Here is a 26731-nt window from a genome sequence, read left to right as displayed (position 1 = left end):
TCATACACTAAGAACAAGTGTCTACTTCTACATAAGTAAAGGTGCTGAGTCCCGTGAGACCATTAAGCTTTTTAAGTAAATTAACGATTTTTGCCTTTGTAATTAGCACGTTGCCGGTGATATTCATCGGTTCTTTTTCCTATTTCACATCATCTAATGAGATCCAAAAGAACGTAAACAACAGTAAAATGGAACTTATATTACAAATCACCTCAAATGTAGAACATAAGTTAACAACTGTCAATCAAACATTAAACCAAGTAATCAACTCTAGTGTATTAAAAAAAGCACTAAATAACCCTTTAAATGAAACCGATTTCATTTTATATAATGATTTAAGAAACGAAATCCGCAATATGCAATCCTTCGATACGAAACTTGAGGATGTCATCCTGCTCAATCAGCAGCAGAACTGGATGATCAAAAATTCAGGCGTCTACCGTCTGAATGAATACAAAAACCACGCGCAACTCTCTAATCTAATGAATATAGCTGACGATACTTCATGGATTTTGAATCCATCGTCCTTATTTTATAGCGAGGAGAGCATTAACGTCACTGGCTGCAATTACAGCATCAGTCTTATCAAAAAGCTTCCCACCAATAAGCTGCAAAAATATGGGCTTGCCCTAGCTAATATTCCGGTCTGCAGTCTTCAGGATTTCATTAATTCAGATGTGCAGCCACTCGATGACATTATCGTTCTGGATCAAGCTGGCCGCTTCCTGCTCCATCCGGATACCAGCTTAATCGGAAAACCTAAAGAGCAAGGCGGATTTAAAGAAGTCCCTTTAATCTCTGATCCTTCTAAACAATCCGGACAGTTCAAGACTGTGATCAACAAAAAGAATTACTCCGTCACTTTCATGCGTTCTCAGTTAAATGGCTGGGTTTATCTATCGGTTACTTCCATGGAAAGCTTGACGAAGGAGTCCAATAAAATTGGTATGTTTACGATAATCGTGTGTACCTTTATGCTCTTGTTCTCCATTCTTCTGGCCTGGATCGGCTCCAGGCGTATGTACACCCCTATCGAAAGACTGCTTAATCAGATGGGCCAACGCAAACCGGATATTAAATCGAGACATCGCAATGAATTTCAGATTATAGGAGAACAAGTTCATTCTTTGTTCCAATCCAAATCACAGCTGGAAAAAGAAGTCCGGCAACACTTTCAGCAGGTTCGTACGTTTTTTCTGATCAATGCCTTCCACGGCAATGTTAAGAAACGTGATTTACTCGAAGAATTAGGGCAATTCGGTTACCAAACCCAGCTTGAAGAATGGAAAACCATGGCAGTAATTACGTTGTCTATTGATTATGCCGAGGATTCCAGCTATGAGAAAAAAGATCTCAGCCTCTTATTGTTCGCTGCCCACAATATGATCGAAGAGTTAATCTGTCCTGAACAACGGCTGGCTCCAGTGATCATGGACCATGCGGTAGTCGTATTATTGGGCAGTCCAGACTGCGATACCCAGTCTTTTCATAAGACACTGTATTCGTTAACGGAGAAGCTGCAGCAAGAAATAAATAATTATCTAAAGGTGCAGGTGAGTATTGGGCTGAGCCTGCCCTTCAACGCCTTCGATAAACTAGCCATCGCCTACAGAGAAGGTCTTGAAGCACTGAAGCATCGCATTAAGCTTGGCAAAGGCGTTATTATTCAATATGAGAACATTAACTCCGGCAAACATTATCTGAACTTGAACTACCCTACGCATAAAGAAAACGATCTAATGGATGCGATCAAGCTGGCTGAAACGGATAAAGCCAAGGAACTGATTCATTTGCTTTTTAAATCTATCTTTGCCCTTGAGCTTTCACCACAGGAATATCAAATCCCGTTGACCCGCTTACTCAATAACTTGCTCATTATGATGCAGGAATCGGGCATTAGCTTAAATCAGATCTATCATGCTAATGGCTCTATTTTTGAGGAATTACATGACCTTCATACCGTGGCTGAGATTGAGGATTGGTTCTGGAGCATGGTCATTTACCCGATGATCAAAATTTTTATCAGCAGGCAAAATGCCCAATACCAAAACATCTCTGAGAAAATCATTGATCTGATCCAACATGAATATGATACGGATCTAACCTTGGAAGAATGCGCTTCTCGACTGCATTACAACGCCAACTATATCAGCAGTGTCTTCCGTAAGGAGACCCAATACTATTTCAGCGAATATTTAACGATGTACCGATTTAAAATGGCGAAAAAATGGCTGCAGGAAACCGATATGCCGATCAAAGATATCGCAGCCAAATTAAGATACAACAATTCTCAGAATTTCATTCGATCTTTCCGTAAACAGGAAGGGATGACCCCTGGACAGTACCGGGATAACAATACAGGCACTAAATCCAAACCAACATTTGACGAATCTATGTAAAAATCACAAAAAAATCGTTCAAGGCCGAATCTAAAAAAAAAGAGTCTCTCTTTTTTTCGGAAAATATGTTAACGTGTGCATATAACCATTTAGGGAGGAATTTGAACGCAATGTTGAACTTTCGTCTAAATACTAACCGTGTAGAACAAGATGCGATTTCTCAGGAAACCTCACTACTCACCCTCTATCCGCTCGAGACGGATCACCCCCGTCCTTTTATATTGGTATTACCTGGTGGAGGTTATCAGCACTTAGCCAAACATGAAGGAGAACCTGTGGCTCAATGGCTAAACAGTCTAGGTATTCATGCAGGTGTACTAGATTATCAGGTCGGAGATTTCAACGTCTCTTCTTTGTTAAATGATGTTGAGGAAGCTCTCAAATGGATTAGGGAAGCACCCAAAGCTTGGAATGTGATCTCAGACAAAGTAGGGATGATTGGATTCTCGGCAGGAGGACACTTAGCTTCCATCTCTTCTACCACTAGAGCAGAGAAACCAAACCTTCTTCTGTTAGGTTACCCTGTAATCACTTTCCAAGAGCCCCATTCGCACAAGGGAAGCCGGCTACATTTTCTTGGAGACGACCCATCACAAACGGAGCTTGACTCCTTTTCCTCAGAAGCCCAGGTGGATTCACTCACACCTCCAACCTTTATCTGGACAACAGCGAACGATGCCAGCGTTCCCGTGGAGAATAGTCTGTTGTTCGCCTCTGCCCTGTCTAATCAGGGAATTCCTTTTGAATTACATATCTTTGAAGAAGGGCGGCATGGTTTAGGGCTTGCTAAAGAACACCCTCATTGCCAGCAATGGCTTTCCCTTGCTGAGAATTGGTTAAGGGAACGCCAATACGTTAAAGGAGAAGAAGACCTTATGAGACAACAACTATTTATTGCAGGCGATTCCACTGCGGCCATTAAAGGCGCTGGAGAAAAACCTATGACCGGTTGGGGAGAGTACCTGCAAAGTTATTTTCGGACTTCTATTCAAATCCAGAATCGTGCAATTAATGGTCGAAGCACCAAATCGTTCATAACAGACGGCCGCCTCGATGCTATAAGAAAAGACTTCCAACCCGGCGACTACCTGTTTATTCAATTTGGACATAACGATGAGAAAAAAGAGGATCCATTACGTTACACCGATCCTGAAACCGAATATCGCCATAATCTAATTCAATATATAGATGCTGCTAGGCAGCTAGGGGGGACTCCGGTTCTGTTAACCTCTGTAAGTCGCCGCCGCTTTAACGCCGATGGAGAGCTGGACCCGTTTGCTGTAGGTGCTTATCCCGAGGTAATGAGACAAGTGGCTGAAGAAACGCACACTCCGCTACTTGATATTTTCGCAGCCTCGCAAGCGCTCTATCGTTCATTAGGCGAAGAGGAATCCAAGAAGTTATTCATGCATTTGCCAGCGAAAACACATCCCAATTACCCAAATGGGGTTAAGGATGATACTCATTTCTCAGATGAAGGTGCCCGGCAAATTGCTAAACTTGTGGTTCAAGCTCTTAAACAAAATCCAGCCTCATCTCTATCAAACTTACAACAACTTTTATAAGGAGTGATCAATGATGTCTCTAATTAAAGAAGTTATTACGGAGTACTATCGTATCCCTTTGCCAGAAATCATGGAGGATGCTAAACACGGCTTGCATACTCATTTTGAAGTTCCCATTGTCAAAATTAGAACGGACGACGGTCGTGAAGGTGTAGGTTATACCTATACTGGCGGATTTGGCGGCAAAGCGATCTGCTCACTAATTGCTAATGAATTAACACATATCTTAGTTGGCAAAGACGCCAGCTGTGTGGAAAGTATCTGGGAGCAGATGAACTGGGGAATACATTATGTTGCTCGCGGGGGCTTGGCTAGCTTCGCCATTGCGGCATGTGACATTGCGTTATGGGATTTACGTGCGAAGAAAGCAGATGAACCTCTCTACAAACTTCTTGGTGGCGCAAGCAATGAGGTCAAATGTTATGGTGGAGCGATTGATTTAAACTTCCCATTAGAAAAGCTCCTGCGCAACAATCAAAAATACTTAGATATGGGCCTCCAGGCTGTCAAAATTAAACTTGGCCAAAAAACATTAGCTGAAGATGTGGAACGAGTGGCTGCGGTACGCCAATTGGTCGGCCCGGATGTAGCCTTTATGGTCGATGCCAATATGAGCTGGAGTGTGGAAAAAGCGATAAAAGCCGCACGCGAATTTTTGAAATACGACATTCTCTTCTTAGAAGAACCAACGATTCCGGAGGATTATGCCGGCTATGCACGGATTGCTGAAGAAACAGGAATGGCCGTTGCAGGCGGAGAGAACTTGCGCACATTAACCGAATTCCATCACATGCTGCAATATGGTCATGTTGATTTTCCTCAACCTGATGCTTCCAATATAGGCGGAATAACGGGCTGGTTAAAGGTAGCTCACTTAACACAAGCCTATAACCTTTCCGTTTCAACACATGGGATGCAGGAATTACACGTTAGTTTGTTAGCAGCTATGCCAAATGCAGGTTATCTCGAAATGCATAGCTTCCCTATCGATCAATACACTACACGTCCGCTAGTGATTAATAAAGACAATGGGATGGCAGTTGCGCCAGAAGTAACGGGCACTGGTGTTACCTTTGACTGGGACAAATTAGCACCTCACAAACAACAATACTAATAGGAGCGATCGGTCATATGAGCATTCCCCTTCAACTAGGTGTTCGAGCACATGATTTCACACAAGTTCCATTGCAAGAGTTAATTGAGAAGATTAAGTCCTATCATTTCACTCATATCCAGTTTGCACTTAAGAAATCTTTTCCTGATAGTGCCCCTAGCCTGACGGCTATAAGCTCTGGAACAGCCAGCTATTATGGCAATGCCTTTAGACAGGCAGGTATTCAGATTGCGGTTCTGGGCTGCTATGTAAATATTGTAGACACCGATCCTCACAAACGGGCAGAAGCGTTAGCTGCGTTTAATACCCATCTGCGCTTGGCCAGGGATTTCGGCGCTAGTCTGGTAGGTACGGAAACCGGAAGTGTGGGACTTGGGTATACCACAGATAATTTTACAGAAGAAGCCTTCCAAGAGGTGGTGACATCAGTTAAGGCCATGGTGGCGGAGGCCGAACGTTTTGGTGTGACGGTAGGAATCGAAGCAGGACTTCATCATCCGCTTTACACCGCGCCCTTAACCCGCCGACTTCTGGATGAAGTCCCTTCTAACAATCTTCAGGTCATATTAGATTGCGCAAATCTAATGTCACCTACAAATTACTTGCATCAAGAAGCTATTATTACGGAGGCTTTGAAGCTTTTAGGAAATCGAATTGCTATCATTCATTTAAAAGACTTTATCGTCCAAGATGGAGCCATAAAAATAGTCCCTGTAGGTCAAGGGTGGCTAGAGTTTGAGCCGATTCTTCGTTATATGAAATATGAACGTCCTCATATTCAAGGAATCCTGGAAAGCACTCCTGAGTCACATTTAGGAGAAAGCATTACCTTTTTGCAACAGATATACGAATCCTTGTAGGGCTTCATCCCATTAAAATGAATAAATCCACTGCACACCTCTTTATCTTACCTGGTGCAGTGGATTTTTATATTCTGTTTAACATCCGTTTGACCTCCATCAAATAATCGCCTGTTATGATCAGGGCATCAAGAGTACCTGGGAGGGGTTCCATGCGTCTTGCTTTATTCACGGACACATTTCTTCCGCAAACCAACGGAGTTTCACGTACGCTTCAACGATTAACCACCCATTTGAAAGAGCGCGGTATTGAACATCTACTTTTCTCACCAAAATCTGCTCCTGAAGACAGTTATGCCGATCCCATACGACCCATTACCAGCATCCCCTTTTTCTTATACCCTGAATGTAGACTCGCACTGCCCAATATGTCCTCTATCCAATCAGAGCTGAAAGCTTTTCGTCCCGATCTGCTTCATATGGCAACTCCGTTCAATATCGGTCTCTGCGGCCTTCGTTATGCGCGAAAACATGATCTGCCCCATGTCGCCTCCTATCATACCCATTTTGACCGCTATCTTGAATATTACCGGATGAAAAAAATCGCTCCGCTCTATTGGAAATACATGAAGTGGTTTCACCGCTCCTGTGATGCCACCTTTGCACCATCCTACGAAACCCTCAATTCCCTCCAAGCTCAAGGCTTTCATCGCCTGAAGCTATGGTCCAGAGGCATCGACTGCCAGCTGTATACCCCCAAAAAACGCAGCCATGAGGTCCGTGAGCGCTACGGAATTACCGCACCGTTACTGCTTCTATATGTGGGAAGGATCGCTCCTGAAAAAGATATACAGACCCTTGCTCTCGCCATGCAGCAATTGCCCGAATCTACGCAATCTCAGGTTCATTGGCTGGTCGTTGGAGACGGTCCCCTTCTGCCGGAAATGCGGGCACAGGCGCCGCATAATGTCACGTTTACAGGCTATAAACATGGTGACGAGCTTGCCCAATTATATGCCTCAGCAGATCTATTCGTCTTCCCTTCCAGTACAGAAACCTTCGGTAATGTTGTCCTTGAGGCGATGGCCTCGGGACTGCCTGTCCTCGCAGTAAATGAAGGTGGGGTGAAGGATCTGGTCACACCCGGCCGCACAGGAATGATTGTCGAGCCCCGCTGCCCGGATGCTTTTATTCGTGAGATTTGTGCATGTGTAGAGCACCCTCAAAAGCTGGCTGCTATGGGGCATGAAGGTCGAAAGCTCGCACTCGGCCGCTCTTGGGAGAATATTTTTGATGGACTCATCCGCGATTATGAAGAGATCATTGAGAATAGACGTTATGATCTTATACCGGCTTTACTACCATTAATATAATAATGACGATAGTAAGTACATGAACCGCCGCTTCTAGCGGAGCGATTTTGTTCATAGCGGTAGTGTAACCATCAGGAATTTCCTCCCCTTCGCTGCTCATTACGAGCTGGGTTAGCTTTTTCAATCGGGGCTCAACCATTCCAATAATAATCACTTCGATCACGATAAAAAATAATAACGACAGATTTAACCACAACACCGACAAGCCCATTTTATCTATGATCATTAACAAAATACCTGTAACGATCAGGGTGATCCCACCTGTCTTAGGGAATCTGTTTATTTTCTTCATAAGACCAAATACAAAACGAAGCTGACTGCCTGTCTTGGCTGAGCTTGTCAGTATTGGCAGCACAAAAGCTGGTCCAATTCCCACTATGGATGCTATAACATGTATAACTACCACAAGCTTTGAGATCATATGCGTCAAATCCATATTTACAATCCCCCCTATCATTCGTTGTTTAGATTCATATGAGGCTGATAGGAGAATTAGTCTTGCAGAATCCTTTAAATCTTAGATAATCTTAAAAAAGCGCCTAGCCGGATATTACCGACTTAGGCGCTTTTTTAACAAATATTCAGTTATTTTACCGTAACTTTCATGATCGCACTCTCATTTACTCCTTGATCATTCAACAGCTCAGCCCGGTATTCATAGACGCCTGGAGAACGGTTAGTGATAGAAGTAGAAGCCGTTTGTGCGTTTGGGGTACCCGCTGTTAAAGTCTGAGTATCGATCAGTATTCCGTTCTCATACAAGCGATACTCTTTGCCGTTCATCCCCCACCATAAATTCATAGTCACTTTATACTCTCCATCACCATCCCAGTTGTCATTGGACAACACCGGCTTAGCTGGTGCAGCATCCTTCACGATAACCACATGAGCAGCAGACACCGTTGTGCCAAAAGAATTGGTCAGCTCAGCCGTATAGGTGTAGGATCCGTTTTCTTTTCCGGTAATATTAGTCACTGCAGTCTGTGCAGCTGGGGAATCATCACGTAAGGTTTGCGTGTCGATTAAGGCACCATTCTCATATAGCTTGTAGACCGTACCATTATTGCCCCACCACATATTCATTGTGATTTGGTAATCCCCGTCCAAAAGTCCTGTATCCTGCCCATTATTATTGGATAGAACCCATTGCCCCGGAACACCTGTAGCCTTCTGAGGTCCACTTACGAACACAATCACTTGTTCTGTCGTCGAAAGTCCAGCGTTATTAATGGCTGTTGCGATGAACGTATGCGCTCCCGCAAGCCCTGTGAGTAGAATCTCATCTCCATAAACGACAGGTTTACCATCAAAGGTAATATCCAGACTGCGAATGCCAGACTCTGGATCTTCCGCTACGACCTGCACCTTCAATACATCCGTTTCACTCATTTGAGCAGAAGGTAAACCAGAAATCGTAGGTGGTGTAGTATCTTCAGTTTCTCCCGGTGAGCCTACATATTGAATTTTTGGAGCCGCTGGTTGTTCCATCCCTTCACCAAGAAAGAATCCAGGGTGCGGAGGTTGATTATAGCCTACATTTTGCCAAGCTACTGCCAGGCGGTAGATCGGATCATGCATCAATGTGCGAATACGATAATCTGTCATATCCGTTGTTGTGTAGATCCGTAGTTCAGAACTGTCCGTTGCCCGCCAGATCACTTCTTCACGCCAATCCCCGAACAGATCTGCCTGCAAGCTTGGATTCGCCTTGGTGCCATTATTTGAAGAAGCACCTACAGCCGTCAATAAGTTAACCGTTGTCTGGTTGGTATAGTCCCACTTATCCACTCGATTCGCATCCAGTAATTCACGTAAAAGATCACTATCCCACCAAATACCAAAATTCGTGGAGGAAGGCAGTTTTTTAGTGATTAGTTCCCCTTGCGCACTGTATAGGCCCGTAACAGGTATATGCTCCTCGTTGGTGATCGTTGCAGCCCATACCTCTTCGCCAGCATATCGCGGATCAATATCTGCTGACATTCCCCGTCCAGTATCAATTCCCGTGAATACACCCCATAATATTTCTCCTGTAGCTGCATCACGCATTTCAATCCCATACTTCGAATCGGTATGCTCATGAACATCAAAGACTTCCAGCCCGGGTCTGGTAGGATCAAGGTCCCCGAAATGAATTGCATCACCATGGCCAAGCTTTGTATTATACAGCGGCAATCCGTCATCGTCGATTGCCATCGCGCCGAAGGTTATTTCGTCCTTGCCGTCGCCGTCCACATCTCCTACAGAAAGATTGTGGTTTCCTTGACCAACGTAGTCTCCATATCCTTCATCATTAGAATCGAAACGCCATACTTTCTCGAGCTTGCCCTCACGATAATTGTAAGCTGCAAGTACGGTTCTAGTATAATAACCGCGGCTAAAAATCACGCTTGGCTGCTCGCCGTCTAAATAAGCTACAGCTGCCAAAAAGCGGTCTACACGGTTACCATAGGTGTCCCCCCAAGCGCCAACATCTCCACGTGGCGGATCATAATCAACGGTATCCAATGCCCGGCCTGTCGCCCCTTCGAACACCGTTAAATATTCATTGCCCAGCAGCACATAACCCGAACTGTTACGATAGTCTGCACTGGCATTGCCGATGACTTTTCCTTGACCGTCCACTGTGCCATCTGCCGTCTTGATCATAATTTCGGCACGTCCATCACTATCCAGATCATATACCAGGAATTGAGAATAGTGTGCACCGGCACGAATATTAGGCCCTAAATTAATCCGCCATAAGCGAGTTCCATCTAATTTATAAGCGTCCATATAGACAAGTCCAGTATACCCTGCTTGAGAGTTATCCTTGCTGTTCGAAGGTGACCACAACATGATGATTTCATATACACCATCACCGTCCAAATCACCTACACTTGCATCTCCCGCACTATACGTATACGGTTGACCATCCTTGGTGTAATCATCTGCTGGCTTCTGCAAAGGGATCGATAGATATTGCTTCCGCCATACGCTGAATGGTTCCGAAGCAGATTTCTCGATTCCATTGATTACTGATGTGATTCTATATTTGGCATCCTCCGTGCCTGTAATATCGAGATAGTTCGTGTTTTGAGTAATCAACGAATCATTTAGTTTCTTATCGCCACGATACAGATTGAATCCTATCGTTTCCGGATCCAGACCTAACATCCGCCAGCTGATATACACACCTTCATCTGTCTTAACCGCTACAGGCGCACGATCCAGCGCCTCCATCTTCCGGTATAATGTTGTCACCGCTGAGGTTTCCAACGTAGCGGATAGATCAGAGATGCCGCCTGCATTTACCGAGGCTACTTTGTAATAGTAAGGAATCGTAGTCAGAATGGTCGTGTCTGTGTACGAAGCTTCGAATGATTTGCCGATCAGGATGAACTCACCGTCCGCGGATTTCGCACGATAAATGTTGAACATCCGTGCATCCGGTACCTCATTCCAAGTAAAGGTCACATCATTTTTGTTCGTAGATTGTACAGCTAGACCACTAGGTACGGGTGCTTTTGCTACGGAGGGATCAATCATAGACACTTTTAGCGCATTAGAGCCTACGGATTCCAGTCCCGTGCTGTCGACCGAAGTTACCGTATAGATATATTCCATACCAATATCCGCAGTGGTATCTGTGTAGAGCGGCTCTATTGTCTCGCCCAGCAGCTCTGCACTATTCGCAACCGTAGCCTGACGATATACACGGTATTTCAGCGCATCCTCCATACTGTCCCAAGAAAGTTTAGCTGTGATAGGCTCACTGTTTAAATCCAGGCTACCCAGTTTCAGATTCGTTGGGGCTAATAATAACGGTGTGATCTCCAGCCCATTGAGATGAGCGGTTGTGCCACTAAAGACAAGATTCATCTGCCCGTCTTTGACAGCAATCTGGTTATACAGCTTCTCAGCAATATTTTCCTTGCCTGAGGAGACTGTTCCGTAATCTTTGCCTTCAATGGCTACATTCGTCTTGGCAGATCCAATCCAATCTCCTGTATAGGTCTTAACAGAATAATAACCATTGGGTAAATCAACTTTGAATTCATACGATCCTCCAAAATAAATCACAAAATCTCTGCGCAGATTGTCCGTCGCATTTCCCCGATCCCGATCAATCATCCCTGCACTCGAGGTCAAACCATATCCACGTTCTGGGGTATATAGGACATTCACATTCACTTCCGTATAACCCGCAGCAACGGGTGAACCAACAGGTCCGAAATCATAACGATACTGAGCGGATTTCGTAGTCAGCTTCACTTCATCTGAAGGCTCAGACTCTCCTAGCCCGTTCACTGCAGTCACTCTTACCGAGTAGCTTTGACCTTCAACCAACCCGCTTAATGTCAATGAAGGGACAGTTGAAGTTCCCGCTAATGTATAAGCAGATTCGGCTTCTGCTGCTAGCTTACGATAGATTTTATAGATATCTGTACCTTCTACTTTATTCCATTTCAGTACTGCACCTGCATTACTGATACTCCCAGCTACAAGACCTTCAGGCTTCACAGGCACCGTTTCCGGCTGTTTGATGTCCTGCACAAAGCTGGAGAGTGGAATATTTAATTCCCCTATTCCTTTGGCCAGCAGACGGGCCATTTGAATGGCTCCGTACTCTTGAAAGTGAGTATCGTCTGCCGAGCCATTTGGGAAAGCACCATATATCCCTGCATCGAGGTGAAGGAATACAGAGCGTGTAGCTGCAAAACCGATAGAATTGTAATAAGCTACACTGAGTGCGCTAAGATCGACCAAGTCAACATCCAACTCACTTGCTACTTCTTTCATAGCTTGCACATATTCTGGAAAGCTTACATTAAATTTTTCGCTCGCAGCATTATAATCTCTGCGCCCCATGGGGGTCACCAGAATCGGAGTTGCTCCTCTTTGCCTAGCTCCATTGACATATGTTTTTAAATAAACTTTGTAATCGGCTGGAGAAGCATATCGGTCTGGAACGCTAATCGTTGCGTCATTATGACCAAACTGGATCAGGAAATAATCACCCGGTTGGATCTTACGCAGCACTTCATCCAGCCTTCCCTCGACAATAAATGACTTAGAGCTGCGTCCTCCGATAGCGTGATTCTTAAACGTTACTTCCTCGCTAAAGAAATCAGGAATCATTTGTCCCCAGCCTGCCTGTGGTATCCAATAAGGATCATAAGTCTGCACGGTTGAATCACCCGCAATATAAACTGTTGGCAATTCATTAGCAGGACGGTCTGGCTGCTTAGTAATCACCAGTGCATTGATATTTGGCTTAGTGCCAGAGAACACCAAGTTCATTTGTCCATCCACCAAAGCGATGTCAAAGCTCATTTCCAAATACTGGCCTGCTGTTTTGCTCGTCTGTTGAACTTTTTGAATGGATTCGACTTTAATGCCAATCTCTGTATCTCCGGCGCTGTCACCAGCGATAAGTGAAACTGTATAGTCGCCATTCGGTAAATCTACATTAAAAGTTGCATCCTTAGGGACCACAAAATCTGATCGCAAAGGATCTGAGGTTCCTCGGTCTACCCCAGTTACTTTCGATATATCTGTAAATCCATATTTAACATCAGAGGAATAAGATACCCCTGCATCTACCTTAAGATAACCTTCAGCCACAGCACCCGGGCCAAAATCAAAGGAATAAACATCCCCTTCTGGCAAAGTTCCAGGAGGCGTATACACGGCGCTTTCCACCTTGTTAGATAGCTCTGATTCGCCTTGGTCATTGGCTGCCTTCACCCCATAATATTGCTGTTTTGAGGTGTCCGCTGAGGCATCCGTAAATGTCGTCTTCTCTGACTGACCAATCTCATGGAATGTTCCATCTGCTGAATCAGACCTTAAGATCGTATAGCGGCTAGCTCCAGCCACACTGTTCCAATTCAGTTGAACAGAACTTACACCGACACTGACAATTGAAAGACCGGTTGGTGCTGCGGGAACCTCTACCCCCGGAATTTTGTCTACGGTCACAGATGCGCTCAAAGCAGACTCCTCACCCTTTCCATTTACTGCTGACACATTGTAAATGTAACCACTGCCTTCATTTACATCTGAATCCACGTAGCTGTTAGCAGCAGCTTGACCTATGGCTTGAAGGCTTCCACTAGGAAGAACCGTTCGATAAATATTGTAATAGACTGCTTCGGTCACGCTGCTCCACCCTAGAGATACCTCAGTGGGAGTGATATTATGAACCACTAATCCCTCAGGGGCTTTCAATGGACCTGGTACAATCTGCTGAATAATTAGTCCATTTAAATATCCGCCAACCCCTGTACCCGTAATGCCGACGGTCAGTTGACCATCTTGAACAGTCGTCCGGTAGGTAGCTTGATTTACAGCTTGCTTGCTGCTTATCGACCCAGCCGTGCTACCTTCCAAAGTAATCGTAGTTTTGGTTGTACTTGTACCCGCTAGTAAATCTCCTGAGTATACAGTCACATCGTAATCCCCATTAGGAAGATCCACCAAAAAAGAATAGGACAGTCCCAATACAAAATCGTTGGTCATATCGTCTCCACCCGAGCGATTCCTCGAAGCAACCGCCTGATCTAAACCATACCCTAGCTCATTCGTATATAATTCAGATTCATGCACGCCTGTATAACCACTCATAACAGGACTTGTTGCTGTTCCAAAATCATATTGCAAGGTTATTGGGCCTGAAGCTGCACTGGCCTGTTGCCCCCCAAATGTTGTAGATAGAAGTATTGATGAACAAATGAAGATCCACGACAATAACACCATAAATATTTTATTTCCAAGCTTATTCCTCTTCATCTTCCGTGCTTCACCCGCTTTCTTATGATTGAAAGAACTTAGTACGCATCTAGCCCCGTTTTAGTAAACGCTTACAATAAGCTTCGTTGTCATTCGTTCTTCAAATATAAGTTCACTTCGTGCGCGTATCCCCTCCTCTTTGCTCAGGAAGCTGGATGGTAGATGATTCCAGTTTCACTCATATCCAACACGATACTACCACCTAAGTGTCACTCTGAACATTTAAAAAACAGATTTTATCATACACTAAACCGTTCAATTTCTTCGCCTATAGTTATAAAAACCTACGATTTGGGAAGAAGTTAGGACAGAAGAATCAGTGAGGGGACACCCGCTTTTGAGATTACGACAACAGTTTTGCTATTCCTTCATCCTTAACCATTCGCTTCTGAGCAATCCATAGGAATAAGTATCATGCCAGATTGGCTCTCCATTACTATCGTATTTAAAATAACCTGTCTGCAAAAAATGTCCTTCTCGACGAAGCTTCAATCGTTCAAGCAGTTTCCATGAGCGTGTATTTTCGGGATCACAGTTCGCAATCACACGTCTCATTTTCAGATTATCAAAGCCATAGTTTAACAATTGATTACAAGCCTCTGTAGCATACCCGCTTCCCTGAAAATCAGGGTTAAAAACATATCCAAATTCCCAAACGCCAAAAACCTTTGGTTCGCTCGCTTGAAAATATAAGTTGCCGATCATTTTTGTCGTAGATTTAAGACAGACTGCCCAAAAAGCACGGTCCGATGACCTTTTGAGCGCCTCAGTGCGAGATTCATCTGCATTAAACACGGAATAGGGCTCATATTTCACAACACTTTCTTGCGACAAATATTCATGAAGGTCTTTCCAATCCTCTGCTGAGAACCTTCTAATCCATAAACGTTCGGTTTCCATAATTTCCATCAGAACAACACTTCCCCAATATTAATAGTAAATATATACCATACACCCCATAATACCCCTATTCCTTTTTTATTTCATATGAGCAAAATCATTTCACAAACAGCAAATAGGCCTCCTTGGATTCCCAAGAAGGCCGATGAATGTTTCTCTATATCTTAACTCTGCTTAAACTGCCACCTGATGCAAATAATCGTTCGATATGCTTCTGAACGGTTGGGTCTGGGATCAGTGGCGGGGCTTGATGGGGTTTTACCCGAGCATCAATAATCACGTTATCACAGGACCAATGTTTATACTCAGTAGAACTGTTCACTCCATAGATATCATGAGATGGATTACTGCGGGTGAACGTCGCCCATAGGAAATTGTCGATCTTTTCACTCAAAAACTCGCTATCATCACACAAAATAATCATTGGGCAAGAAGGAAGTGACCCTTGCTCCTGAATAGCTTCACTAAGCTTGTTCATTTCCAGTGCTGCTTCAGCGTAGCTTGTGAATTTAGCGCCTTGAAGGGCAACAAGACCAGGCATCACCATTCGTGCATGTTCAAATCCCTGTAATTCTTTCAGCAGGCCTGGCACCTCTGTACATAGCTCTCTTTTCTTATCCCCTACTGCTGCGAAGATCACTTTACTTCCGCTGTTTAATCCTGTGCCGGAATAATCAAGTGTATCAATCGTGGTATTGGTATAGAAATGAATATCTCTATGAAGATTAATCCGCTCTAAGATATACGTCAAGAAATCCTCGATATTATGTGTGCTGATAGGCTGATTCTCTTCTGCTGTAATAAACAAAAACTTAGCTAAACTAAGCTGACCCGTCCCTAAAATCCGGTTAGCAATGGTCAGAATTTCCGCTGGCTGCTTTACTTGCTGATAAGGCGTATAACGTTCACTGCCAATGGCGAACAGCAGGGGATGAACACCCGCAGCATCGACTGCATGAACTTCTTTGACGCCCGGAATTTCTTGGCGGATAGCCCCACCTGTCAGCTCGTGAATTAACTCACCAAACGCGGTATCCTCTTGTGGCGGCCGGCCGACAACCGTAAATGGAAAGATTGCATTTTTTCTGGCGTACACTTTATGTACTCTCATTACTGGGAAAGGGTGAACCAAGCTATAATAGCCTAAATGGTCGCCAAAAGGCCCCTCCGGCTTCGTCTCACCAGGGTGAATTTCACCTGTTATTACAAAGTCCGCATCATTGCTGATACAATAACCATCCACATAGCTATAGCTGAAATGGCGTCCTGAAAGTAATCCTGCAACGATCATCTCACTCATTCCCTCAGGCAAAGGCATAACCGCCGATAAAGAGTGAGCGGGTGGTCCACCGATAAAACAACTTACTTTAAGCGGTTGTCCTTGGCGGTTCGCTTTTTCCTGATGTACGCCAATGCCGCGATGAATTTGATAATGAATGCCCACTTCTTTATTTAATTCATACTCATTTCCAGTCAGCTGCACACGGTACATTCCCAGATTGGAGTTCATAATGCCCGGCTTGTCCGGATCTTCTGAATACACCTGCGGCAAGGTTACAAAAGCACCACCATCTCCCGGCCAATGTGTGATTAGCGGAAGATCAGAGATACTAATTTCCTGAAAACCGCTTGGCAGACCCCCTGGCTTTTTAATCGGCAATGCTTTTCTCGCGGATAATCCGGTACCAACATATTTAAATGGATTTTTGAGTGCTTTTACGGGATCGTTGCGAAGGGCAATTACGTTATGTGTGGAGTCCCAAGTACGCCGAAAGATAAACTTACTGCGCTCTAACGTTCCAAAAAGGTTAGATACGGCCCGAAACTTCGAGCCTTTTACATTTTCAAATAATAATGCAGGTCCGCCAGCCTCATAAACCTTTAGGTGAATCGCCGCCATCTCTAGATAAGGGTCCACTTCTTCATGAATACGAACTAAATGTCCGTGTTTCTCTAAATCATTAACACACTCTTCTAAATTGCTATATTTCATTTCATTACTCCGATCTCTAGAAGGTTATTACAAGATTACTTGGATGCTTTAATTATACCCTGTAAGATATTAAAATAAAGCGCACGCGTACCCTATGTACTAGAACCTAACGTCTTTATCTTGTATTCTCTGGTTTCGGTTCACTCCGCAATATATTTTTAGCAGGAATACCTACAGCCGAAGCGTTATCCGGCACATCCTTTACCACGACAGACATGGCCCCGATATTAACATCGTTACCAATGACAACCGGTCCAAGAATCTTGGAGCCTACTCCAATAAAAGCTCTGTCTCCAATCACTGGCTCTCCTAAGTTATTTCTCCCGCCAATAGTCACTTGATGAAAAATAGTAGCATGGCTTCCAAGCACCGCTTTAGGACTAATGATAATCCCATTTAAACCATGCGGTAAATGAAGCGCGTCACCAATTTGAGCTTGAGCGTGAAGCTCGCCATTCGCAAGAATACGGACAAAAAGCACATCCATTATCCGATACAAAAGCCACAAAGGTTTTCGCACGATGCCATTCTTCACTCGATAATACACCCAATTTCCATAACGATAAGTAAACAAGGCCATAATCGTTTGAGGATTTTTCAGATTTGCTTTCCAGTCCGTTTTGAATGATTTCATCATTTTATCGTTCTCCTTTTTAGGGGCTAGGGTATGCACTGTATTCTGGAGTAATGAAGGCAACTGTGGATAAAACATCTGGGAGGATCGCGGGCTGGAGGGTCAGTCGGTGATTGTACTTTCACCAGTGTAAGATAGATTCTGAGATTCATCAAGCAAGTGGGCAGTTCTCTCTATATAATCATCAACCGATTTAGAGGCTTGTTAAACAACAACACGCACCGAACAAAAAGATCGGCGCGTGTTGAACAGCATATTTTCTATTAAATCAGATCCAGAACAATCACATTCACGGAATTGGCAGCTAGCTTCACAATTGCCGTGTCTTTATCAATTACGATTTCCGTTTCAACTGGTGTAACCTTCTCATCATTTTTTCTGTTCACATTAGGTGTGTGAACCAGTGAGGCGTCTCCGGTTAAAGTAATCCGTTTACCCGTAGCAGCTACTTTTAAGCCTTTTAGATCAAGCTTCGTTGCTTTTTCTACACCATCCGCATTTACAAGCTTCACATAAAGATGCTTATCATCTTTAGTTACGGAATTGTATACTTCTCTGTTATAAGCCTCAAGCTTATAATCCAGTACTTTGCTTGTTACCTTGCCATCTGTATAAGAGCAAATCAAATGTTTGCCATATGCTCCGCCATAATTAACGGTGATGGTATATTCCGTATGATCCGCAAGCTCTTCATAGCAACTGGCTCTAAGGTTACCAGCAGCGGTACTAGAGGAATAATCGCCGAGAGTATAAGCCTCAATCCCTTGCTTGTACACCTTGACTCCTGTGGCATCGCCATTGTAGCCAATCGCATATTCGATAACATCTTTATTTTCCGGTGAGATTTCTGTCAGACCTGCGCCTACATAGAAGCCATCTTCGCCAGAAGCTTTTTCAGCTACAACCTCTACTTTATAATTAGTCCACGCGTCATTAAGGATATACAATCCATTCAATCCGCCATTCTGCGCTTTCAATACCAGACCTTTGGAAGGATCCATCGTATATCCGGCAGAGCCAGGAATCACTTTCCAAGCTTCATCCAGCGGCTGCGTGAAATCTTGATCCAACCATACACTGCCATCTACATTCGAAGTCACTTTCACCCGTTTCACGATCACAGATGATTTCCCCGCAGCCACTTCAATTCCTCCATGAGGAATGAGGTCTACCTTCTCCCCGTTGCGATAAGTCGAAAATGAGGTGCCAACCACTTTGGTTCCCAGGTATTTAGCATACAGCTGCTGAACATAATAGTTCGGTGTGTACCATACGGTTTCATCATCGAACCAGATGCAATCCGGTGTCCATCTATAGGTGCCATCTGTCAAAACCTTGTTGAACAACGGTGCCGTTGCCGCCAATCTAATCACATCAGAGTTATTCTCGAAGCTGGACATAATCGCCGCCTCAGCAACAGCTCCTGCCAATGTGTTTTTATCTGTGGAAGCATATTCACCCACAAAAACCTTTGAAGTTTCAGCCTCATCCAAGCTGCCGTCTTCCTTATAGGCTCTGTAATAGTAGTTGTAACGATCAGCATTCTCTAACAAATATTCATTGGAACGGTAGTAATGCTCATCCGCAATGGTATCCATGTAGTTCTTTTGTTTTTCGTACCAGGTAACAGTCTCTTCGATGCTCGATGTACCATCCGTAAAGCTGATTTTTTCCGAGCCCTGTAAATTTCCGCTTAGGAATTTCCAACCTTGCTGGTAAGCATCATCATCTGCCTGTGCACCCACGGTAGAGAGAATAGTCAATTCATGATCAGGATAGTTCTTCACCATATACTCATCAATCACTGTTTTAAAATATTCGAAGTTGGCGAAAAACTCTGTACCCCAGTTTTCATTCCCCACACCCAAATAACGCAGATCAAACGCTGCTTCATGGCCCATCTTTTTACGCAATGCAGCCCACTCATTATTGTCAAAATCCATGCTAATCGCAAAATCAATCAGATCCGTAAAGTTCTTCACATAATAATCTCTTAACGCACCGCCAGCTGGATTCGCATAATCCGAACGAGCTTGACAGAGTACGCCGCAGGCCATAACCGGAAGTGGTGTTGCGTTCAAATCCTCGGCTAATTGGAAATACTCCATATATCCAAGACCCATGGTCATCATGTAGCCCCATACGTTATAGTTCTCTTTGCGCAATTCGATATCGTTGACGGACTCTTTCCAATCGTACACGTTCTCCCAAATGTGAGAACCTTCAGAAATACAACCCCCAGGGAAACGCAGGAAGGTAGGATGAAGATCAACGAGTGCATTCACTAAGTCTTTTCGCAATCTATAGTTTGAATTTCCTTTATAGTTAGCATGAGCTGTAGCAGAACGTTCCTCTTCACCAGCGCCCCAAACGTCATCAGGAATTAAGGAAACCATATCAATGGAGATCTCACCGTTAAAGGTTAAAGCCAGCTGACCAAGCACAGTTTCAGATCCTGTTAATACAAGCTTTGAATCGACACCATACTTCTTCCAGTTGCCGTCACCGTTTACTTCAACAACTGCAGTATCGCTGATGGCTTTACCGTCTTTGTCGAGCAATTGCAAGGTAATTGTGCCCGCTGCTTCTGCCTTCGCCCAAATCGTGAAGTTGTACTTGGCATCTTCCTGAATAAACATCGAGCAGTGCTGATTGGAATCGGCGAAACCTCTATTATTAATCGTCGCGCCATCCGCTACCGTCACATAATGAGCATTCATATCTTTATCATCGATGCCGAAGAAATCGTTTAATCCGCCTGTATTATGGACAGTCATTTGGTCTGTATCCCCAGACCATGCGTGAAGAGGTGTATAATTTCTTCCGGTGGAAGCACCATGTACACCACATACATGCGAATAGCTGTCAAAAGCAAAAGATTCGAAGGAGCGATTCTGCACTAGCTCTGCATAGATCCCACCGTCTGCTGCATTGTTAATGTCCTCATAGAATAAACCATATAGAATTTGGCTAACATCCAAAATCTCCTGATTGCCGTCAATCGTTAAGGTGTAAGGTGGCAAATCTTCCGGAAGCACAGACACAGTGAAGCTCTTTTCTACTGTACTAGCTCCCTTTTTCAAATGTGCTGTAAGCGTTACGCCTTGAGCAATTTGAACTCCTTTATTCACAACGCCTTCATTAGAAATGACTTTGGTATCGCTGGATACCCAAGATACGTCAACTTTCCCGCCCATCAGCGAAGCTGGCAATTCGATATCTTTGGTAATGATCGAGCTTGGGAAGGTTAAGTATTTATCTTTTGCAAGCTTAACGATATCTTCATCCGTCAAGGATTCGCACATGATTTCAATCACTTCATCTTGAGTTAAGCCTGCTTTATATACACGGAAGTCCGAAATATAGCCGCCAAAATCAACATCTGCCGCGTACTGGGATTTCCCGATTGTATTATTGCTATAATTCAGTTGATCTTCAAAAGTAGCAAACCATGTGCGCAGCTTAGCATATGTGCCACTAGAGGTTTGGCTGATCATGCCATCCGCAACTACTTCACCATTTACATACATCACAGGTCCTGCACTGCTTAGTGTTCCACCTTTTGTGCCTGTAACTGCAAAGGAAACGTGTACCCATTCATCAGTCGCAAAGGATTTCCCTGGATCTGCAATTAAGTCTTCCCCTGCAAAACAAGTGCCCCGCAAATTGCGGGTTACAAAAAGATAAGGTCCAGTTTCACCTTTACCAAAATCAAAAATTCTTTCCCATAAGCTTGAAGCTTTGCTTACATACATCCAGGTCGAAATCGTGATTCCTGTATGGTCACTGACCTCTTTAAGCAGATCGTTAGGTAATGAAATATAGGATGTGCCATGTTCTCCCCCAGCAAGCGAAACAGCTTGTCTACCTGCTACGGATTTAATAGCCGGCAGCTTAGTACCTGAAGCGGTTCCATCATTGCCGTTCCCCGAGAAATCTTGACCTACATCCTCTGGATTATCAAACTTATAATGCGCAATTAGACTACCATTAATAAATTTGTTACCGTTGTCATTTTTCATAGAAGATCACCTGTTATCTTTATAGTAGAAATCTTAAAAACCTAACCAAATTAGTTCATTGCCGTTTATACGAAACATAATAACATATTTTATAGTCAATTAATATATTAACCAATTAATATTTATGTGAAATAAAAGAAAACAATTTTTATAATCAAATATTACCAAATCAATCAATTGTTTCATGGTAAAATATCTGTTAGTTAATAAAGGAGTGGTGAAAGTTGAGCGAGGTTGTGAATGAAGAGGCCAATTCCAATGATTTATTTACGATTGATTGTAAAGATATTTTTTTGCGGGAATATAGCGTGGAGGATTTAGAGGAGTTTCATGCGCTTACTCTACAGCCTGAAATTATTGAATTCTTGCCAGATTGGAATGTTCCTAAAGAACAACGGTTGGACTGGTTAATAAACTATGAAATAAAAGAGAACCAGCAGTTTCTTCAAGCGATCTCAGCGGGCGGAGATATCGGAGAGCTTCGTCTTCGTTTAGGCATTATTTTAAAAGAGTCCGGTGAGTTTATTGGTTGGTGTTGTACAGGAATTAAGGATGAATTGCCCGTTCCTAACAGAGAGATTATGTATGCCATATCCAAGGATCATCGCGGTAAAGGCTACACTACTCAAGCTGCCAAGGGATTAATTAAGTATTTGTTTGATAATAGCTCTACCGATGTATTAAACGCCATTGCTCTGAAACACAATATCCCGTCTAATAGAGTCATTCAAAAATGTGGTTTCGAGCTTCTTGACGAGATTACAATTGAACATGAAGACTATAATTATTACCGGCTTTCCCAGCAACAGTAGAATGAACAGGTAGGATGTAAATAGCGCCTTACACTAAAAAACCTCTGTATGGGAAATGGAGATTCGGTCCATTTACCAAAACAGAGGTTTTATTGTGAATTCATGACTGTTGCTTCATGCGAAGCATTTGATCCAAAAGCTCTTTCACATCTTTTTCTGGAAAAGCTGCAAGCAGGGTCTCTTGAAAGGTATCTTGTGCACGAAGGAGCTTGTCTTCGCCAATGGCAGTCAAGGCAGTATAGATACTTCTGCGATCAGCATCACACGCTTTTCTTTCTAAAGCGCCACAGCCTTTGGCCTCAAACCGACTAACCAGTCGGGAAACTGCACTCTGGCTTAAACCCACCATAGCTTCGAGCTTCTGCAATTTCAGTTTCTTCTCCGGCGCTTCCGACAAAAATAACAGCAAATAAAATTCTTTTAAGGATAAGCCATGTTTGGTTTGTAGATTAGCTTCCAATTCATTCGTCACATTCATTTGTATATGCGTTAACGTCAACCAACTCGTTATAAGTTCATTGTTAAGAATGTCGCCCATTTTATTATTCATCTCCCGGGTGTATGGCTTTTCATGATTTTTTCCTTCTATATAATAGTACTACAATCCACAACCTTACATAAAGTATAGGTTCGATACTTATACTTTATTTTATTTTAAAAAAGAGGAGAGACCGTTTCTCCAAGAAGCCGGTCCCTCCACACTTTACAATTATTTTGTTTAGACTTCACACCATTTAAATTAGTCTTTATCCATTAATTCTTGGAAACCCGAAAGAATATTGTCTGGGAATACCAGCATCTTTCTGAAGCTCGACCCCTGCTTCCAGCGTCCAGTATGGATTTCTCAACATGCCCCGGCCCACGGCAACAAGATCAGCTTCCTCATTCCCAATCACGGCATTAGCAAGTACAGGCTCATCCAATCTGCCAACCGCAATAACCGGAACATTCAAGCCATACTTGATCTCTCTGGCCAAAGGAACCTGATAAGCTGCATGCGTCCCTGGTTTCCCGGCAGCTGCGATAGGACCTTCACCACCTGCACTGATATGGAAAATATCTGCGCCTGCTTCTTTGTAAGCTTTACTAAATTCCAAGCTTTCTTTGATACCGTACCCGCCCTCAACATATTCTTGGGCGGAGATACGCATAATCAATGGCATTCCTTCCGGCATTTCACTTTTTGCTGCGCGAATGACTTCTGTACCAAACAGTGTTAAATCCTTGCCATATTCATCTGTTCTTTGATTGGTTAGAGGGGAATGGAACTGATGAATAAGGTAACCATGCGCTCCATGAAGCTCGATAACATCAAATCCCGCTTGTATCGCCCGCTTCACGCCCAACCGGAATTTCTCAACCATAGCTTTCACTTCTTCAGTTGTTAAGGCACGTGGTGTTTTGGAGTCAGCGTCAAAAGGAACGTTAGAGGAGGATACAGGAACTGCTGCATCTTCTGCTTTACGTCCGGCGTGTGCAATTTGAATACCTACTTTAGCGCCATAAGAATGACAAGCTTCAACGATTCTGGCCAGTGCAGGAATTTGCTCATCAGACCAAATGCCAAGATCAAAATCAGTAATCCGGCCATCAGGCTCCACGTCCGTCATTTCAATAATAATTAATCCGGTTCCGCCAACAGCGCGGCTTACGTAATGATTATAATGCCAATCCGTAGCAATTCCGTCTTTGTTAGAGACTGAATACTGACACATCGGAGGCATAACCACGCGGTTCTTCAGCTTCAAATCCTTCAATTCATACGGGGTGAATAAGTCCTTCATGATATCTCTCCTCTTTATAAAAAACTAAGTATAGTATGATCAATGCTTCCAGTGAACATGAGTTTCTAAGTTCATCTTATATAAAATATTTATAAATGCATGCTCATGCATGTATATTATTATAGAATAGCGATGATGTCAACCGTGAATAATCTTCTGCTAAATGGAAACTCCGTGTATTGTTGAAACTTCTATCTTAAGGTAATATATGGATATCTATTTTTTCTTTGAAAGGATGACCTCACTCGTGGACAAAAAGCTCTTACAATCACATAGTATTTTCCCTACGTTGAATATTGAGCAAACCGCTGCCTTCTACAGCCAGTACTTAGGTTTTAAAGCTGTACCCTATTTAGATACACAAGAACCACATCTTTGTTTGTATCGTGACGATACAGAGATTATCCTTACGCAATCCCATGGACAAAAGGTCATTCCCAATCGAGAGTTGTACGGTTATGGATACGATGCCTATTTTATTACGAAGCAGCAACAAGAGTTGGAGAAGGAGTTCGAAGCCGCCGGTGTTCATATTGTTCGTTCTTTATCAAACACCGATTATAATAACAAGGAATTTGTGATCGAAGATGTGGATGGTCGCTGGATTGCTTTTGGAATCAAAAAATAAAAAAACGGCTCTCAGCCGTTTTTTCTTGTGTTTAAAAGAGTCCCCATAACTTCTTACAACTATTTTTACGGGAAGGATCCAAAACATCCGTAACCCCAATCTTATTTAACTTGTGTAGTAACTCTTCCTCGCTATGCTTGATTTTATAATCTAACTCCTCCCCATAGAGCGGAATTAACGTATAAAAGTGCACCACTTTCTCATGGGTCATTTCTAAATTAAAGAAACCGGCTTTATCTTTTACATCTGGAACCCAAACGAACATCCCTTGAAATCCTGTATCCTCACTATAAGGCTGGGCGGGATTCCCGTTCACAAGCGTATGCCCCATATAAAGCCATGTATTATATTCATGCGGAAACCTAGCCATTGTTTTCAGGGCTCGAATCGGCCAATAATTCCGTTCATCCTTAAAAGCCTCATCCGACAGCTTCCAGGTAGGAGGGAGGCAAATCATTAGCTCAGCATATTGATATTCTTCTGCACCTTCTGGCACCGTCATCGGTAATTCGCTCATTCCAGAGGTAATTAAAGTATAGAAGTTCCGCTCAGGCGTCGGATCAAGAATTAGAATATCTATCGACAAAACACCTGAAATAATTTCTTTAAAAACATTATCAATAACACCTATGTATTTTTCAATATGATTACATATTTTCTCATTAGACTGAGCAGAATGCATTCATAATTCCCTCCCTTATATATGTTTATCGGTATAAACAAAGGAGAGTTTATTGCTAATTCACAGAATTTCTTCTCCACTACCATGGATCTCGCAAAAATCTTTATGAACCCTACTAATTAATGCCGAATAACCTTGCCCCTGATCTAAAAGATGCTCCAAAAGGAACTTACTTATAAGCTCATTTAGGCAAGTATGAATTTCACAGGTTCTTTGTTTTAAATTCTCTCCTTCCTCATAAAGGGGCAGATCGCTAAATGACATATGTGTAGCCTTTCGTATTTTCAGAAAAGATTTATATCCGTTCCAATTCTGAAAAAGCGCCTCTTGTCCTTTGATGAAATCATTTGCCAGTTTCTCCTGTAATATATTACTTAAGGATTTTAAGGTCGAGGCCTTTTGCCTTAATACAAGAAGCGGCACAGTATTGTTCTTCTCTTCATTCTCAATATATAAGTGCATGCTTGCATCTAATAAAATAGCAGCTTTAATTCTATCGTCTTCCATAGTTAAATCTAATGCAGTAGCACCGCCGATGGAATGGCCGATAATACCAATCTTATTCATATCAAATAAGCCCTTCACATCTTTATCCATAGAATTAAGCGTGGACAGGTGATCCAGAACGTATTGGATATCTTTTTTTCGAATGGAAATTAAGTTATGTAAATCGGTATAATCCGCAGCTTTTATTTGCCTCATAGCTTCGGATTGATTAATAAATTCTCCACTAGGGCAAACAGTAAACATAGCTTCGTACGCAGCACTGACCGTTACCACGATGAAACCTTGCTTGGCCAGCGCTTCTATATTATAAATATACATATCTCTATCTAAACCTAATGCAGGTGAGTAGATGATGACTGGATAGGAGCGTTTGGATTTGCTTTGAAAGGTCCGATCGCTGATTGAGGTAGATAATGTATTTATGATTTCCATGTTCATGCCAATATCTTGTAGAAGATCTCTCGCCTGTTGTTGACAGGGCCCGAAAAGCTCCATATATTTCATTGCAGATGCGTTTTTATTTAATACACCCTCTGTATCCGGATAATAAATACTTATAACTATTTTCCTTCCCTCTGACTCTTCTTGGAACGTTTCCGTGCGTGTGTAATCCTTCAATAATTCAACTTTTCGAAAAACTCCCATTGCCCCACCCCATTTTTCCTAATATTCTATATTTTAATTGATTTTCCCATTTACTGAAATGCAATCTCCTTAATGTCCATAATAATGTCGATTACAATG

17 protein-coding genes are annotated in these 26731 nt (G+C 43.0%); 7 read left to right on the top strand and 10 right to left on the bottom strand.

Annotated elements, in window-relative coordinates; genetic code table 11:
- Positions 1-53 precede the first annotated feature (53 nt).
- The 5 genes from MHB56_RS23970 to MHB56_RS23950 all read left to right on the top strand — a co-directional run bounded on the left by MHB56_RS23970 (position 54) and on the right by MHB56_RS23950 (position 7251).
- On the top strand, positions 54-2399 hold the full coding sequence (locus tag MHB56_RS23970) for a helix-turn-helix domain-containing protein (RefSeq protein ID WP_076278595.1): 2346 nt from the start codon (positions 54-56) through the stop codon (positions 2397-2399).
- A gap of 110 nt (positions 2400-2509) precedes the next feature.
- On the top strand, positions 2510-3964 hold the full coding sequence (locus MHB56_RS23965; RefSeq protein ID WP_339281901.1) for a GDSL-type esterase/lipase family protein: 1455 nt from the start codon (positions 2510-2512) through the stop codon (positions 3962-3964).
- A 10-nt stretch (positions 3965-3974) separates the two neighbouring features.
- Positions 3975-5078: a mandelate racemase/muconate lactonizing enzyme family protein gene (locus MHB56_RS23960; protein WP_339281900.1), complete on the top strand. Its 1104-nt coding sequence runs from the start codon at positions 3975-3977 to the stop codon at positions 5076-5078.
- Between the two features lie 17 nt (positions 5079-5095).
- The gene (locus MHB56_RS23955; protein ID WP_339281899.1) at positions 5096-5938 is read left to right on the top strand and encodes a sugar phosphate isomerase/epimerase family protein; all 843 of its coding nucleotides are present in this window, start codon (positions 5096-5098) and stop codon (positions 5936-5938) included.
- Between the two features lie 152 nt (positions 5939-6090).
- Positions 6091-7251 (top strand): glycosyltransferase family 4 protein, encoded by a 1161-nt coding sequence (locus MHB56_RS23950; RefSeq protein WP_339281898.1) that lies wholly within the window; start codon positions 6091-6093, stop codon positions 7249-7251.
- Here MHB56_RS23950 and MHB56_RS23945 read toward each other — a convergent pair.
- The 6 genes from MHB56_RS23945 to MHB56_RS23920 all read right to left on the bottom strand — a co-directional run bounded on the left by MHB56_RS23945 (position 7223) and on the right by MHB56_RS23920 (position 21574).
- A complete protein-coding gene (locus MHB56_RS23945) occupies positions 7223-7687 on the bottom strand; it encodes a DUF2269 family protein (RefSeq protein ID WP_248549305.1) in 465 nt (154 codons plus the stop codon). The genes MHB56_RS23950 and MHB56_RS23945 overlap by 29 nt on opposite strands.
- A gap of 149 nt (positions 7688-7836) precedes the next feature.
- Entirely contained in the window at positions 7837-14025 is a 6189-nt protein-coding gene (locus tag MHB56_RS23940; protein ID WP_341144082.1) for a rhamnogalacturonan lyase family protein, read from the bottom strand.
- Positions 14026-14385: 360 nt separating this feature from the next.
- A complete protein-coding gene (locus tag MHB56_RS23935; protein ID WP_341144081.1) occupies positions 14386-14934 on the bottom strand; it encodes a GNAT family N-acetyltransferase in 549 nt (182 codons plus the stop codon).
- Positions 14935-15082: 148 nt separating this feature from the next.
- Complete coding sequence (locus MHB56_RS23930) at positions 15083-16918, bottom strand: UbiD family decarboxylase (RefSeq protein WP_076191224.1); 1836 nt, start codon at positions 16916-16918, stop codon at positions 15083-15085.
- A gap of 115 nt (positions 16919-17033) precedes the next feature.
- On the bottom strand, positions 17034-17555 hold the full coding sequence (locus tag MHB56_RS23925; protein WP_036679239.1) for a serine O-acetyltransferase: 522 nt from the start codon (positions 17553-17555) through the stop codon (positions 17034-17036).
- 260 nt (positions 17556-17815) lie between these two features.
- Complete coding sequence (locus MHB56_RS23920; protein WP_341144080.1) at positions 17816-21574, bottom strand: alpha-L-arabinofuranosidase C-terminal domain-containing protein; 3759 nt, start codon at positions 21572-21574, stop codon at positions 17816-17818.
- Between the two features lie 236 nt (positions 21575-21810).
- On the opposite strand from MHB56_RS23920, the gene MHB56_RS23915 reads away from it, so the two are divergent.
- Positions 21811-22386: a GNAT family N-acetyltransferase gene (locus MHB56_RS23915; protein WP_076191434.1), complete on the top strand. Its 576-nt coding sequence runs from the start codon at positions 21811-21813 to the stop codon at positions 22384-22386.
- A 100-nt stretch (positions 22387-22486) separates the two neighbouring features.
- Here the strand turns inward: MHB56_RS23915 and MHB56_RS23910 are convergent, their stop codons facing one another.
- Both MHB56_RS23910 and MHB56_RS23905 read right to left on the bottom strand, forming a co-directional pair.
- Positions 22487-22924, bottom strand: a complete 438-nt coding sequence (locus tag MHB56_RS23910) for a MarR family winged helix-turn-helix transcriptional regulator (protein WP_248549307.1) — start codon at positions 22922-22924, stop codon at positions 22487-22489.
- A gap of 208 nt (positions 22925-23132) precedes the next feature.
- Entirely contained in the window at positions 23133-24170 is a 1038-nt protein-coding gene (locus MHB56_RS23905) for an NADH:flavin oxidoreductase/NADH oxidase (protein ID WP_076124961.1), read from the bottom strand.
- Positions 24171-24417: 247 nt separating this feature from the next.
- Between MHB56_RS23905 and MHB56_RS23900 the strand changes: the two genes are divergently transcribed.
- Complete coding sequence (locus tag MHB56_RS23900; protein ID WP_076191215.1) at positions 24418-24798, top strand: VOC family protein; 381 nt, start codon at positions 24418-24420, stop codon at positions 24796-24798.
- Between the two features lie 31 nt (positions 24799-24829).
- On the opposite strand, the gene MHB56_RS23895 is transcribed toward MHB56_RS23900, so the two are convergent.
- Positions 24830-25480 carry a suppressor of fused domain protein gene (locus tag MHB56_RS23895; RefSeq protein ID WP_076184305.1) on the bottom strand — a complete coding sequence of 217 codons (651 nt, stop codon included), beginning with the start codon at positions 25478-25480 and terminating at the stop codon, positions 24830-24832.
- Positions 25481-25540: 60 nt separating this feature from the next.
- Positions 25541-26632 (bottom strand): alpha/beta hydrolase, encoded by a 1092-nt coding sequence (locus tag MHB56_RS23890; protein ID WP_341144079.1) that lies wholly within the window; start codon positions 26630-26632, stop codon positions 25541-25543.
- Positions 26633-26731 lie beyond the last annotated feature (99 nt).

It is taken from the genome of Paenibacillus sp. FSL H8-0315, from assembly GCF_038005365.1.
GTDB lineage: Bacteria > Bacillota > Bacilli > Paenibacillales > Paenibacillaceae > Paenibacillus_AQ > Paenibacillus_AQ odorifer.
This window is presented reverse-complemented; position numbering and strand designations above follow the sequence as displayed.

Coding starts and splice junctions, on each gene's coding strand:
- MHB56_RS23965 (WP_339281901.1), top strand. CDS start 2,510: ATGTTGAACTTTCGTCTAAATACTAACCGTGTAGAACAAGATGCGATT.
- MHB56_RS23960 (WP_339281900.1), top strand. CDS start 3,975: ATGATGTCTCTAATTAAAGAAGTTATTACGGAGTACTATCGTATCCCT.
- MHB56_RS23955 (WP_339281899.1), top strand. CDS start 5,096: ATGAGCATTCCCCTTCAACTAGGTGTTCGAGCACATGATTTCACACAA.
- MHB56_RS23950 (WP_339281898.1), top strand. CDS start 6,091: ATGCGTCTTGCTTTATTCACGGACACATTTCTTCCGCAAACCAACGGA.
- MHB56_RS23945 (WP_248549305.1), bottom strand. CDS start 7,687: ATGGATTTGACGCATATGATCTCAAAGCTTGTGGTAGTTATACATGTT.
- MHB56_RS23940 (WP_341144082.1), bottom strand. CDS start 14,025: ATGAAGAGGAATAAGCTTGGAAATAAAATATTTATGGTGTTATTGTCG.
- MHB56_RS23935 (WP_341144081.1), bottom strand. CDS start 14,934: ATGGAAATTATGGAAACCGAACGTTTATGGATTAGAAGGTTCTCAGCA.
- MHB56_RS23930 (WP_076191224.1), bottom strand. CDS start 16,918: ATGAAATATAGCAATTTAGAAGAGTGTGTTAATGATTTAGAGAAACAC.
- MHB56_RS23925 (WP_036679239.1), bottom strand. CDS start 17,555: ATGATGAAATCATTCAAAACGGACTGGAAAGCAAATCTGAAAAATCCT.
- MHB56_RS23920 (WP_341144080.1), bottom strand. CDS start 21,574: ATGAAAAATGACAACGGTAACAAATTTATTAATGGTAGTCTAATTGCG.
- MHB56_RS23910 (WP_248549307.1), bottom strand. CDS start 22,924: ATGGGCGACATTCTTAACAATGAACTTATAACGAGTTGGTTGACGTTA.
- MHB56_RS23905 (WP_076124961.1), bottom strand. CDS start 24,170: ATGAAGGACTTATTCACCCCGTATGAATTGAAGGATTTGAAGCTGAAG.
- MHB56_RS23895 (WP_076184305.1), bottom strand. CDS start 25,480: ATGCATTCTGCTCAGTCTAATGAGAAAATATGTAATCATATTGAAAAA.
- MHB56_RS23890 (WP_341144079.1), bottom strand. CDS start 26,632: ATGGGAGTTTTTCGAAAAGTTGAATTATTGAAGGATTACACACGCACG.